The sequence below is a fragment of the Halobacillus sp. B23F22_5 genome, assembly GCF_043497085.1.
GTDB lineage: Bacteria > Bacillota > Bacilli > Bacillales > Halobacillaceae > Thalassobacillus.
This window is the reverse complement of the sequence record NZ_JBIEKI010000003.1, coordinates 303640-318579: the sequence shown is the minus strand read 5'-3', so window position 1 is coordinate 318579 and position 14940 is coordinate 303640. Positions and strand designations below refer to the sequence as shown.

The window sequence follows — 14940 nt, the reverse complement described above, 5'->3', positions numbered from 1 at the left end:
CCTCCTTAATCATGAAGCTTCTCTTCACCGAAGAATTTCTTTTGAATGAGTGTGACGATCATAATGATAAGGGCGAGCACAACAGCCAATGCGGAAGCATATCCCATATCGAGCGATTTAAACGCATATTGATAGATCAGTAGAACAACCGTTAATGTAGAGTTGTTAGGTCCACCTGAACCCCCAGAGAAAATGTAAGATTGGTCAAAGAGCTGGAAAGTTCCGATGACGCCCATTACTACCACGAAGAACGTGACAGGCTTTAAAATTGGTACTGTAATATAAATGAATTTCTGCCACCAGTTCGCGCCATCAATCGTCGCTGCTTCATAGACAGAATCCGATATATCCTGCATGGCGGCTAAGTAAATGACCATAAAGAACGGAGCTGTTGCCCAAATGTTCATGATCATGATGGATTTTAGAGCAATATCAGGATCGGCCAGCCAGTTATAGGTAGGCAAATTTACAAATTGCAAAAATGTATTGATCAGACCATCCGGGTTATACATCCACATGAAAATAATCGTCAATACAGCAGATGATGTAACAGTAGGCAGGAAGAAAATAATACGGAATGCATTCTTCCCGCGTATATTCGAGTTCAATGCTGCTGCTAAAAGTAAAGCCAGAACAGTTTGGATAGGAACTACAATAAACACATATTCTGCAGTATTTTTCAAGGCAATCATGGCACGTTCATCATCGAATGTACGTGTATAGTTTTCTAAACCAATAAATTCATAACCTATACCACCGAGGAGCTGAACATCATTAAATGATAAATATAGAGCATATAAAATCGGGATTACGACAAAGACACCGATGGTGAAGATGGTCGGGCTCATAAATAAATAGCCGGACAATCCTTCTTTCACTGATTTGGTCATGCGTTTTTTTGGCTTGCTCCGTCGATGTGTGTCTTTTGAACCCTTCTGTTTTCGATCGCTGACGTGCTCTTCTTTTCTTGCTGGCTCCATATTGACACCTCTTTCTTAAAGATAGAGGAGGCGACATACGCCTCCTTATCTGTTAGTTAGCTGACTCAATCTCTTTATTAGCGGTTTCCTGGGCTTTCTTCAATGCTTCTTCCAGATTTTGTTCCCCTAGTAAAGCACTGCTGAATTGGTTATCAAAGTTATTCATAATGGTAGGTAGGTTCTTTCCGGCCTGCCATGGCTGGGCATAAGCAGAGCCTTTAATGAATGATCCGCGTAGTGGGTCGTCAGCGAAACCTAGTTCTTCAGCCACAGATTGACGGGTTGGCAGGGCGAGCCCCTTGCTTGTCCAAATTTCCATCCCTTCTTTTCCTGTAAGGAAGGAAATTAGTTCCCAGGATGCATCTTTCACTTCAGACTGCTTGTTCATAACATAGGCTACCGTAAATGCAGCTGTAGCTTTTTCGCCATTGATGGTCGGTAATTCTGTTGTGGTAAAATCCAGTTCTTTGAAGTTGTTTTCCAAGAATGGAATGGTCCAGTTTCCTTCGATGACCATTGCTGCTTTCTCTTGTCCGAACATATCGCCGCCCCAGTCCGTACCTACGTCAGAAGGCAAGCCTGCGATCTTATCATCAGTATACATATCGACAACTGGCTGTAATGCTTCTACCGCATTTTCTCCTGCGAATGCTGCTTTTTCTTCTTCATTGGTAACCTGTCCGCCGTGCGGCTGTAATTTATAGAACTGACGTGCCAGCTCTTGTGAAATACCAAGGCCGAACCGTTCTGGCTGACCATCTCCATCTTCATCAACTGTAAGTTTTTCTGCATATTCCTGCAGTTCTTCCCAAGTCTCTGGAGGTCCTTCTAAACCAGCTTCTTCAAAGGCTTCTTTATTATAAAAGAGGGAAAGTGTCGAGAAATCTTTTGGAAATCCGTAGTATGTTCCATCGGCTTTAAACGCATTTAAGAGTGGTTCCTGGAAATCTTCCACATCAAAATCATCGGTTACGTAATCATTCAATGGTTCTAACACGCCTGTATCGATTAGGCCAGGAGCCTCAGATGCATCAAGGTAGAAAACATCTGCTGCTTCTCCACCTACCAGGCGAGTTTTCATCACATCCATATATTGATCGGAGACAACTTCGTGCTTCACTTCAATATTCGGATGCTCTTCTTCAAATGCATCAAGGGTTTGTTTTAGAAGCTCTTTTTCTTCTGGTGAAGCTCCCCATCCGGCAAGTTCTACTACAGTTTTATCTCCATCGCTTCCGCTCCCGCCGGAAGAATCGCTGCTGCAGCCTACTAATGCTCCACCCATTAACATCCCTGTGACTCCTACGGCCGCCAACATTTTATTCATTTTCATATCCATCTATCCCTTCAGATTTTTTAGCTTAGTACACTTGCATTAGTTTCCAAACTTACATCTAATCCGGTTGTATTCTTGGATATTTCCATTTGATAAGATCCTTGGCTTCTATTTACGGTCAATGATATGTGCCCTGGTCCTAATGGCAATTCTTCTAAGGATAACTCGTTCATTTCGCTTAAGAAGTGGGGAGCGACCACTAATTCCTCTTGTTTATAATCTGGGTTGAGGCCAAGCATTGTCCGGACGAATGTCAAGGGTGTCCCGGCTGCCCAGGCTTGTGGAGAACAAGCAACAGGATAAGGAACCGGTTTTCCTTCATCTTTGCTGTAACCGCAGAATAATTCCGGCAGGCGTTCATACTCGAAATGATGAGAAGCGTCTATTAACCCCTGCATCACCACTTTTGCATGATGAGCACCTTTCACTCGACCCATGCCGAGCAGAATCATGCTATTGTCATGTGGCCATACACTGCCATCATGGTAACTGATCGGATTATATCCGGCTTCTCCTTCACCCATAGTGCGTATCCCATAACCTGAAAACATGGTTGGGGAAGTGAGCATGTCCATCACATGTTGGGCTCGTTCACCCTCTATCATTTCAGAGAATAAGACATGGCCTGGATTTGAAGTCACCGTGCCTACTTGATCTTTATTTTCATCTAAAGCAATAGCATAAAAGCTTTTGTCTTCCATCCAGAATGCTTCCTCGAATTTTTGCTTTAAATCAGCAGCTTGTTTTCTTAGTTTAGCAGCGTCTTCTATTTGACCAATAGATTCATAGAGAGAGGCAATACCAATTCGTGCCTGGTAGACATAACCTTGAACCTCAGCTAAAGCGATTGGTGATTGAGCCAAATCCCCATTACGGTGAACAACAGAATCTGCGGAGTCTTTCCAGCCCTGGTTAGCGATACCTTTACTTGCTTCCTGGTGATACTCGACAAACCCGTCACCATCTCTGTCTCCATACTCATCAATCCAGGTCAGTGCTGCTTTTATATTCGGAAGCAGTTCTTCGAATAGGGCGATGTCCTTGGACCAATTGACGTATTCCACAAGGAGAATCAGGAAAAGAGGAGTAGCGTCAATCGTCCCGTAATAAGGTGTGAACGGGATCTGGCCGGTGTTCGCCAGCTCACCATAACGGATCTCGTGCATGATTTTCCCTGGTTCTTCATCACGCCAGGAATCTTTTTTCGTTCCCTGATAATGTGCCATCGTTTTCAATGTTCCTTTGGCAATTTCGGGCTGGAAGGGCAACATTTGAAGCGCTGCAATCAAGCTGTCTCTTCCAAATGGAACACCGAACCAAGGCAGACCTGCGACAAAGAAGGAACCGAAGCCGACATCAGTCGAGAGTGCCTGGAGATCCTGAACTCCACGGTCAATGAGACGCTGAAGCGGTTGGTAGTCGGTTTTGATTTTTGCTACTGATTGGTTCCACTGTTGGTATGTATTTTCCAGTTGTTCAAAGGCCTGAGCTTTCTCTAATACTTTTACTTCTTCATCGTCTACGAGGGGTACAATATGAAAAGTAACTTCCTGGGATTCTTCATGACCCAAATTAACGGGAATTTTTACAAGCCCATTTTCACTTAAGATTGCGGTATCACTTTCCCAGGTTACTCGTGTATGACGCTTTACATCATCTGCTCCGAGGTAGGAGAACGTTAAAGAATCTTCCGTTTTTGCAGGATTTAACACTTTCCCGACTTCACCATTCTGAAAGCCTCGGACAATGAACATATCTGCAAAGTCAGCATCAAGTGATAGTTCCACGGTAAAATTGACGGTTTTAGGGTTATAGTTTCGTATGGATATAGTTTCGTATAAGACATCCCGAGAAATGAAGCGATGGCGTTTAATTTCTACAGATTCTCTCCAAAGCTCCACTTCGCCGTCCTTTTCGATATGAGGGTTTGTCAACATAATTTCTGTGTCATAAATATTGTCTGCTTCTGATTTAAGCAAGATTGGATCCTCACCATTAATTTTTAAGCTCATCTCGCTAAGAAAGCGCGTATCTTTTTTATACAATCCTAATCCATAAGGGTGGTTAATCGGTATATCTCCATTTTTGTCTGTTAGCAAGAAAGTTTCATTGTCTTTTAATACACGATAATCCATCATCTCATCCTTCCGTCCAAAACGTTTCGGGTAATCTTGTAAAAAAAGTCCGAAACGTTTCGGGAATTCGTTAAAAAAATTTAGGTTAATTTTGTTGTAGATTCTCTGACTTTCAATTCATTCTCTATAATTTTCACCCTGTTTGTTTCGGTACCCTGGAGGATTCCTACTAGCAACTCAGCGGCTGTAAAGCCCATTCGAAAAGTATCTTGTGCGATAGTGGTAAGAGCAGGGCTGACATAGGCGGCGAGCGTGATATCATCATAGCCAACTAATGATAAGTCATCTGGAATCTTCCTATTCAGCTGTTTGGCTGCTCGCATGACCCCTAAAGCCATCAAGTCACTGGCGCTGACCACCGCGGTGATTTCGGGGAAAGCGGTCAATAGTTCAAGTGATACTTGTTCAGCTTTTAATTCTGTATATGCTCCATTTACAATCCACTCTTTTCTAATAGTCAGCTCGTGTTTCTTCATTCCAAGTTCGAATCCTCTTAGTCGTTCTTGGCTGACAAATGCCTGGTCGTGACCGTTGACCATAGCAATGCTGGTATGACCTAATCCTGATAAATGTTGAACTGCTCTGAAAGTTCCATCCACATTATCCGTAGTTATGTAACCAGTCGTTTCATTTTCCAATGGTACATCGATCAATACACAAGGAATGTCGCTTTCGAAGATTTCAATTAAATAAGGGTCGTCTTTTTTAATTCCCTGGACGATTACGCCATCGACACGACGCTCCCGACAAAGCTGCGTATATGTTTTTTCTTTTTGTTTAGAAGTATTGGTGTTGAATAAAACTAAGTCATATTCCATTGCTCCGCAATACTCGTTGATCCCAGTGAGAACATCAAAAACAATATTATCCTTGGAGCCGTCACGGGAAAGACCTGAGACAAGCAAGCCGATTGTTTTTGTTTTCTTCATAACAAGACTACGGGCAAGAGAGTTCGGACTGTATTCAATTTCCTTCGCAATCGCTTCGATTTTTTGCCTGGTTTTAGCGTTGACATCCGAGTAGCCATTCAATGCTCTCGAAACAGTAGTAACAGATACTCCTGCAAGTTTAGCTATATCTTTTATTGTAGCCATTGTAGTCTCCTAGCCTTTCCAAAACGTTTTGGATGATTGATTTGAAACAAAGTATACATACTTTGAAAGCGTTTTACAAGGCGTTTCCAGAAATTTTTATAATTTAGTTTTTCGTTTTAAATTAAGTTAGTTTAATAATTTTTATTATTTTCTATTATTTTTTGTTAGTGTTATGTGAAGGGGAGAAGTGTTTAAAATGAATATATTTGCTTTTTGCATAGGGGAATGCGCCCACAGCGGAGTTATATGCGCTTTCGCGGCTTATATATGCGTCTGCAAGAGAGTGAAATGCGCCTTCGAACGAGGTAATGCGCTCTTGCTGAGCAAGAATGCGCCTTCGATTGGGGAAATGCGCTCTCGCTAAGTAAGAATGCGCCTTCGCTTGAAGTAATGCGCTCTCGCCGAGCAAGAATGCGCTTTAGCTAGAAGAAATGCGTCTAAGTATCGTAACAGATAATTCCAGTTTGCCGTTTGCTAGCAAATCATGTAAAATAAAAACATAAAATGCAAGCGCTTGCATAATGGTGTAATATACCTATGATAAAAGGACTTCTTTTTATTTATCTTTTTATGCAAGCGTTTGCGCAAAAAATGCAAGCTTTTACGAAAAGAAGGGGGGGCTGATGGCGTTATTTGATTCTATTAATCTATTCAGGGAGGAAACTATTAAATGAGAAGAAATACGAGGCGTAATTTCTCCATTTTTATGATTTTGATCATGCTGTTGAGCTTATGGTCGCCAATGGCACCAGTTCGACAAGCTCATGCAGAAGGTTCTTCTGATACAAACACCACAGAGGAAACGACTGAAAGAACGGTGCAGTTTAATTACATCCGGGAAGATGAGAATTTTGGCGACTGGAATATTTGGACATGGAATACTGGCGTCCAGGACGGTCAAATTAATTTTGACTCGTATGAAGGAAGTGTGGCGACAGCAAATATCGCCGTTGCACCGGAAACAAAAGAGTTCGGCTTCGTGCTCCGAAGCACAGAAGACTGGGAGACAGCGGAAAAAGAGTTTGGCGACCGCTTCATTCAGGTCAGCCAGAACGACACCCTCACCAAGGCATACATAACCAGTGGTGTCGAGGAAATCAGAATTGTGCCGGATGGCTCGGCTCCTGTTATTGATAACGGAAATGCGACTTTCTTTTACAGGGACAAAGACCTGTTCGCATCCGATGCTATGGACACGATTGATAAAGTCGAGTTGAAGTTCAACGGTGAAACGAAGGAAATGACGTATGAGCCGGATAATGAGCGGTTTGTCTTTACGTACAATGACATTCCGAATGGCGAACATGAATATACGTACCTGGTAACCAAGGATGGAGAAACTACCGAGGTGACAGACCCATACAACACAGTAGATGGCGTTTCAACGATCAGTTTCGAAAAAGCTGATCTGAGCGTTTCTGGAAAAGTCGAACCTGCTGCGATTGACTATAATGAAAACGCTGTCTTAAGCGTGGATGTCCAAGGTCTCTCGGACGACCTTAAGGTGGCCGAAATGTATGCGGATATTTCCCCCTTAGGCGGCTCGGAAAAGCTGGCGATTGATCCATCACTACAGGAAGTCTCCATAGCTGTCGATGATGACGTGACTGCTGGGGCTAAAACGATTCCGTTCACTGTAGTCGATTCGTTCGGAAACCATCATGAAGGAACTGCAGAAGTAGAGGTCAAAACGAGACAGTCCGTAGGAGAAGCTGATTTTGATTGGGACGAGTCGATCATTTACTTTATGTTGACCGACCGCTTCTTCGACGGTGATGAGTCTAACAATGACCCATACAACCTTGGTTATGACACGGATAAACGTGGCACCTATCAAGGGGGAGATTTTGAAGGAATCACTGAAAAGCTTGATTACCTTGATAATCTTGGTGTAAACACGATCTGGATCAGCCCGATTGTCGAAAACATCAAGTATGATGTCCGCTTCAATGAAGAAGGCGACCAGCCTTACTATGGGTACCATGGTTACTGGGCAAATAACTTTGGTAAATTGAATCCTCATTTTGGCACGATGGAGGAGTTTCATAACCTGATTGATGAAGCCCATGCCCGTGATATGAAAATCATGGTTGATGTCGTATTGAATCACACCGGCTATGGCTTAAAAGAAGTCGATGGTAATCTTCAAGAAGCGGAACAGCCGGAAGGTTATCCGACTGATACGGACCGTGAAAGGTTCAGTGACCTTGTCCGTCAGGGGACGGATGTCGGTACTGATGAGGTTGTCGGTGAATTAGCTGGATTGCCTGACTTCAAGACCGAAGATCCTGCTGTCCGCCAGCAGATTACCGATTGGCAGACAAACTGGATTGAGGCAGCTACGACAGATGAAGGAAACACGATTGACTACTTCCGTGTCGATACCGTGAAGCATGTTGAGGATACGACATGGATGGCATTCAAGAATGCGATTACGGAAAAAATGCCGGAACACAAGATAATCGGGGAAGCGTGGGGAGCCAATGCCGATAACGACTATGGCTATCTGGAAACCGGCATGATGGACTCGCTTCTTGATTTCGGATTCAAAGGGATTGCCTATGATTTCGTTAATGGAAGCTTGAAAGCAGCCGATGACAAGCTGGCTGCCCGTAACGATAAAATGGATAACACTGCGACATTAGGGCAATTTTTAGGCAGCCACGATGAAGATGGTTTTCTGCACTCTCTTGGTGGCGATGAAGGCAAACTGAAAGTGGCAGCCTCCCTGCAGGCTACGGCGAAAGGCCAGCCGGTCATCTATTACGGGGAAGAGCTCGGGCAATCGGGAGCGAACAACTACCCGGAATACGATAACCGCTATGATTTTGCCTGGAATGAAGTAGAGAACAATGATATTCTCGAACACTATTCTAAGATTTTGAACTTCCGAGGCGAGCAGTCCGAGGTTTTTGCAAAAGGGGACCGTACGTTTGTCGGCGGCTCTGACAGCGATCAATTTTTGCTATTTAAACGTGCGTATGAAAGCAACTCAGTCCACGTTGGGCTAAATGTTGCTGATGAAGCCAAAGAAGTGACCCTGGAAGTGGAAGATGGTACGGCAGTGACTGACCACTATACAGGAGAGGTCTATGAGGCTGCAGAAGGAGAAGTTACACTAGCTATCCCTTCCAAAGCTGACGGTGGTACTGCATTGTTGACTGCTGAAGGTGGAGCCATTACGGGTGTTGCAGGTGAAAGAGATGAGGGGGAAGGAGACGCGGAAGTCGAGCCTGTTCCTGAAGATCATATCCGCATCCATTACAAGCGTGACGATGGTAACTATGAAAACTACGGCTTATGGCTATGGAATGATGTGGCCGAACCTTCTGCAAACTGGCCGACAGGAGCGACCATGTTTGAAGGAACAGACAGTTATGGCGCCTACGTTGACGTGGAGCTTGCAGACGGTGCGAAAAATATCGGTTTCCTGGTCATGGATGTGACCAAGGGAGACGCTGGTAAAGACGGTGGAGACAAAGGTTTTACGATCACTTCACAGGAAATCAACGAGATTTATATCAAACAGGGGTCGGATAAGGTTTATACCTACGAGCCTGTAGATTTACCTGAAAATACCGTCCGTATCCATTATGACCGTGACAACGATGATTATGAAAACTTCGGTCTCTGGAACTGGGGCGATGTAGCCAATCCTTCTGAAAATTGGCCGACTGGTGCCGCGCCTTTTGAAGGTACTGACCGATACGGAGCCTATGTAGATATCGAGCTGACAGAGAATGCGAAGGAAATCGGTATGATCACGCTTGATACCACCACTGGCAATAAAGATGGCGGTGACAAAACTTTTAATCTATTAGACCGATACAATCAGCTATGGCTGAGACAAGGTGACGACAATGTCTATGTTTCCCCATACTGGGAACTGGCATCGGGTATCACATCGGCAGAGGTGATTGCTGAAGATACCATTCAATTAAGCTTCACTATGACAGATGGCCTGACCGTTGATGATTTGATGGCTAAACTGGCGATCAAAGATGCAGATGGTAATGATGTAGCGATAGACAGTATGGAAATCATCGGTGACAAGACAGTGGAAGTGAAAGCTTCCTTTGATTTGGAAAAACTTCCGCTGACAGTAGAATACGGAGAGAGAACCGTTTCCGCAGACACTAGCTGGAGAATGATTGATGACCTGTATGCTTATGAAGGCGACGACCTAGGTGCTACCTATCAGAATGGCGATGCTGCATTGAAATTATGGGCACCAAAAGCAAGCAAGGTCGTGGCGAACTTTTTTGATAAAGATGATGCTGCTACACAGATCGGTAGTGTTGAGCTCACAAAAGGAGAGCGGGGTGTCTGGGCTAAAGATGTCGCTGCCAGTGGACTGAGTGTAGCGGATCTCGAAGGTTACTACTACCAGTACGAAGTGGTCAATGACAGTGTCACGAAAAAAGTATTGGATCCATACGCAAAGTCCATGGCCGCATTTACTGTCGACACGACAGGCGAACCTGGTCCGGATGGCGATGATGTTGGTAAAGCGGCAATCGTCGATTTGAGCGATACAGACCCGGAAGGCTTTGGTCATGCAGATATCGATGGTTATGAAAAGCGTGAGGATGCGGTGATTTACGAAACCCATATCCGCGACTTTACGTCCGATCCATCGATCGCAGATGACCTGGATTCCAGATGGGGATCTTATACCGCGTTCATTGATAAACTTGATTACATTCAATCGCTGGGAGTAACCCATGTGCAGTTGCTTCCGGTGATGGCATGGTACTACGGCGATGAAACGGACATGGGTGAACGTGAACTGGAATATTCAGCAGCTGGCAATTCGTATAACTGGGGTTATGACCCGCATAGCTACTTCTCGCCAGATGGCGCATATTCCGAAAATCCGAAAGATCCAGAACTGCGTGTGAAAGAATTGAAGCAATTGATCGATGCGATTCATGATGCCGGGATGGGTGTTGTGTTTGATGTCGTCTATACCCATATGGCCAAGACAAGCACCTTGAATGACATCGTGCCTGACTACTATGCATTCCAGGACGACCAGGGGAACTTCCTTGGCGGCTTCGGCAACAACCTGGCGACTAACCATTATATGGCTGAAAAGCTGATGGTCGATTCCGTAGAATACTGGTTCGATGAGTATAAAATTGACGGAATGCGTTTTGACATGATGGGGGATGCCACTTATCCAGCTGTCCAAAATGCCTATGATGCTGCAGAAGCGATCAACCCTGATGCGTTGTTCATCGGGGAAGGGTGGAGAACGTTTGCCGGCCATCTCGCAGATCCATCTTTGGAAGGCATGGGCGCCGACCAGGACTGGATGGATAAAACCGACGATGTCGGCGTATTCTCTGATGAAATTCGAAACGAATTGAAGTCCGGATTCGGTTCCGAAGGGGAGCCGCGCTTTCTGACTGGAGGAGCACGTGACCTTGATGTCATTTTCAATAACATCAAAGGACAGCCATCCAATACGGCGGAAGACGATCCAGGCGATATGGTCCAATATATTGCGGCACACGATAACCTGCCGCTATATGATGTCATTGCCCAGTCGATTAAAAAGGACCCGGCTATTCCTGAAAACGATCTAGAAATTCATAAACGGATTCGTCTAGGGAATTCGATGATTTTGACATCCCAGGGTACAGCTTTCATCCATTCCGGGCAGGAATACGGTCGTACTAAGCAATGGCTCGGTGACGGCGTACCGGAACAGAAGTATCATGAATTGACCGATGACAGTGGCGATCCATTCGGCTACTTCATCCACGATTCTTATGACTCTTCTGACGCCATCAACATGTTCGATTGGGAAAAAGCAACCAACGAAGAAAAGTATGAAGTGAACACTACGACAAGAGAGTTTACAGAAGGCATGATTGAGCTTCGTAAATCTACCAACGCATTCCGGTTGGGAGAACAATCGCTGGTCAATGAAAATGTTTCTATACTGGAATTCCCTGAAATGCAAGACAATGACTTGTTTATCGGCTATGAAGCTGTATCCACTGACGAGACAGGCAACTATTATGTATTCGTCAATGCCGATGATCAAGCACGCAGCCTGACGCTAGGCGATTACAACTTCCGAGGCGGTGATGTACTGGTTGACAGTGACGAAGCAGGTGCTGATTCAGTGGACGAACGGTCCGGTTTTGAAATGACTGAAGGTACACTGACTATCGATCCGCTAACAACCGTCGTTATCAAGATGGAAAACCGTAAAGCAGATGAAGCCCCGACACCTGAAGAACTGGTTCAATTCAATACCGAAGATTTCCTCGCTGGTGAAGTTTCGGGTGAAGAAGCTGCCGAAACATTCATGGAGCTGGCTGCAGCAGGCGAACTGACTCCGGCAGAAATCAAGGAGATTGTGTTGGATGTTGCGTTGAATGAGGACATTGATGAAAAACAAACCGGCAAAGCACGAGCAATCGAAACAGCTGGTGAACAGATCGAGCGTAGTTTGGAGAAGATGTTGGCAGATGCAGGTAAGAAGAATGCCGAAAAAGTAGCCTCCAAGCAGATTATTGAAGCGTTAAAGAAAATAAAAGAGCTTAATTAAAGCAAAAATGAGGGACATGGTGGCAAGCACCATGTCCTTTAATATTATTTCTTTCAGCCAAAGCGCATTATCTACTGGGGAAAGCGCATTTCTGGCGGTTAAGGCGCATTTCAGACAGCTGGAAGCGCATATATCCAGATGAAAGCGCAAATATCAAGTTGAAGGCGCATTTCTAGCGTTAAAAGCGCATATCTCACGGATGAGAGCGCATAAAAAGACCCCAGCAGCACATGGTGTAAAACCCAGAGCACCCTGGAACCCTCCTCAATTTAGTGGGCTTCGGTAGGTGATTGTTTAAATTTGTAAATAATATGAAATATTTTCAGAAAATTACAAATCGTATATAATAAGAGGACAAGGGGGAGGGGGTTACGCATGGAAACAGCGAAGGAATTATTGGTGGAGAAACCTAAAAAGAAAAAAAGATGGAAAAAGGTGGGGTGGAGCATTGCCGGTGTGCTTATATTTTTAGTTATAAGTACGCTTATTTTTGTAAACGTTTACATAAATCGCACGTTGCCTCAGACAGAAGGAGAGGTCCAAGTAGAAGGGATAACCGAATCTGTTGCCGTCACCAGGGATGGGAACGGCGTTCCTCACATTAGTGCTGAAAATACCCATGATTTATTCATGGCGCAAGGGTACGTCCAGGCACAGGACCGGTTATTCCAAATGGAGCTTGCACGAAGGCAGGCTTCCGGCAGGTTGAGTGAAGTGATCGGAGAGGCGACACTTAAGCAGGATCAGTATTTTCGGACGTTAGGTCTGAGACGGGCGGCTGAGAAGTCATTGGCTGCCTATACAGATGAGGCCAAAGAGATTTTGCAGGCCTATTCCGATGGCGTCAACGCTTTTATCAAGGAAGCGGTGGATGAACAGCGACTTTCTCCTGAATTTGCGCTAATGGGGATTTCTCCTGAACCATGGACGCCTGTCGACTCCTTAACAGTCGGCAAATATATGGCCTTCGATTTAGGGGGGCACTGGGAAAGACAGGCATTCAATTACTATCTGTTATCTGAATTTCCAGAGGAACAGGCATATGAACTTTTCCCGAAATATCCTGAAAAAGCGCCTACGATTCTTGATGAAACCGACCAGGTTGATGTCGCGTCAAGCTTCGAGGGAATCGTCATTCCCAATGAGTTCAATGGCAGCAACAATTGGGTGGTCAGTGGAGAAAAGACCAAATCCGGTTTTCCATTATTAGCAGATGACCCACATTTAGGGTTAGCGACACCGTCGATTTGGTATCAGATGCACTTGAATTCCCCGGAGTACAATGCGTCAGGAGTCATCTTTGCAGGGATCCCTGGTATCATTTTGGGACATAACGAACATATTGCATGGGGCGTGACGAATGTCGGGCCGGATGTTCAACAGCTCTACTTAGAAAAAAGGAACCCCGAAAATCCTCATCAATTCCTTTTTGAGGGGGAATGGGAGGAGGCAATGGTCATTGATGAACCAATCGAAATCAAAGACGAGGAAACGCTGGAATATCAAGTAGTCGAAACAAGACATGGGCCAATCATCAGCGAGTTTGCGGAAGAAAGCGGAGAGAATACCGTGATGTCGCTGCGCTGGACAGCATTGGATGCCACCACAGAGCTTGAAGCGGTGCTGGATATCAATAAAGCTTCCGATTGGGAAAGCTTTGAAAAAGGTTTGGAGAAGTTTTTAGTTCCTGCCCAAAATTTCGTGTTCGCCTCTAAAGATGGAACCATTGCATATAAGGCCAATGGCCGGGTTCCCATTTATGATGAACCTGAAAAAGCTTTGCTGCCGATGCGAGGCTGGGAGAAGGAAGATTTATGGCAAGGATATATTCCTTTTGAGGAGCTGCCGAAGACCGTCAATCCGGAAGCAGGCTTTGTCGCAACCGCGAATAATAAAGTCATTGATGATGATTACCCTTACCATATCAGTCACAATTGGGCACAGCCTTACCGTTACGAGCGCATTGAGGAAATGCTCACCCAAAAAGATGATTGGACAGCAGAAGATTTTATGGACATGCAGATGGATGTGAAAAATAAACAAGCAGAAGAATTTCTTTCTTTTATGCTCGATTACGTCCAGCGGGAGGAATTGACTGAAGCAGAGAAAGAAGGCATAGCCCTGCTGGAAAAATGGGATTACCAGGACGAAAAGTCCTATACTCAGCCGCTGATTTTCCATCATTGGATGAAGAGTATCCAAAATCGTTTATACAAGGAGCACATCCCGAAAAACATGCTGGACTTTTTTCATGGGACGGGACAGACTACGGACGAGTTGATGAGGGCTGATCAAAACGGAGCGGAATCAATCTGGGTGGAAGAAGCTGGTGGCTGGGCAGCCGTGATGACGACATCTTATCAGGATACCATCCAGTCACTCAGTAAGGAGCATGGGGAAGTCCCTGGTTCCTGGACATGGGGATCTGAACATGCTGTCGAGTTCACACATCCTTTATCGAGCATCGGATATTTGGAGAGGTTTTTTAACCCGGGAGACCCTGAACCGGTGAATGGAAGCCGGGTGACTGTCCAAGCGGCCGGCTATGATGCGGATGGCGTCGTCGATCACGGAGCCTCATGGAGATTCATCACAGATATGAGTGATCCGAATGGCGGATACCATTTAGTAGGGCCAGGTCAGTCCGGCCACTTCAGAAGTGAATGGTACCATGATCAATTGCAGGATTGGGCGGAAGGAACCTACCATTATACGAGCATTGATGAATATTCAGGTCAAGAGCTCGTCCTTACGCCGTGATTATACACAGTCGTTATCAAGAAGGAAAACCGTAAAGAAGGATATAGGACAAGGATAAATGGTAGAGAGG

Annotated in this window: 6 protein-coding genes; 2 read left to right on the top strand and 4 right to left on the bottom strand. The window is 45.0% G+C overall.

The window, feature by feature from the left end; all coding sequences use genetic code 11:
• Positions 1-5: 5 nt before the first annotated feature.
• From ACGTN9_RS06860 to ACGTN9_RS06845, 4 genes are all read right to left on the bottom strand, one after another.
• Positions 6-890, bottom strand: a complete 885-nt coding sequence (locus ACGTN9_RS06860) for a carbohydrate ABC transporter permease (RefSeq protein ID WP_499591647.1) — start codon at positions 888-890, stop codon at positions 6-8.
• 142 nt (positions 891-1032) lie between these two features.
• Complete coding sequence (locus ACGTN9_RS06855; protein WP_499591610.1) at positions 1033-2313, bottom strand: ABC transporter substrate-binding protein; 1281 nt, start codon at positions 2311-2313, stop codon at positions 1033-1035.
• Between the two features lie 23 nt (positions 2314-2336).
• The gene (locus ACGTN9_RS06850) at positions 2337-4451 is read right to left on the bottom strand and encodes an amylo-alpha-1,6-glucosidase (RefSeq protein WP_499591609.1); all 2115 of its coding nucleotides are present in this window, start codon (positions 4449-4451) and stop codon (positions 2337-2339) included.
• Positions 4452-4531: 80 nt separating this feature from the next.
• Positions 4532-5545, bottom strand: coding sequence for a LacI family DNA-binding transcriptional regulator (locus tag ACGTN9_RS06845; RefSeq protein ID WP_499591608.1), 1014 nt, complete (start codon positions 5543-5545; stop codon positions 4532-4534).
• Between the two features lie 670 nt (positions 5546-6215).
• Here ACGTN9_RS06845 and ACGTN9_RS06840 point away from each other — a divergent pair.
• Together ACGTN9_RS06840 and ACGTN9_RS06835 are read left to right on the top strand one after the other, a co-directional pair.
• Complete coding sequence (locus ACGTN9_RS06840; protein ID WP_499591607.1) at positions 6216-12110, top strand: pullulanase; 5895 nt, start codon at positions 6216-6218, stop codon at positions 12108-12110.
• Positions 12111-12485: 375 nt separating this feature from the next.
• Positions 12486-14870, top strand: a complete 2385-nt coding sequence (locus ACGTN9_RS06835; RefSeq protein WP_499591606.1) for a penicillin acylase family protein — start codon at positions 12486-12488, stop codon at positions 14868-14870.
• Positions 14871-14940 lie beyond the last annotated feature (70 nt).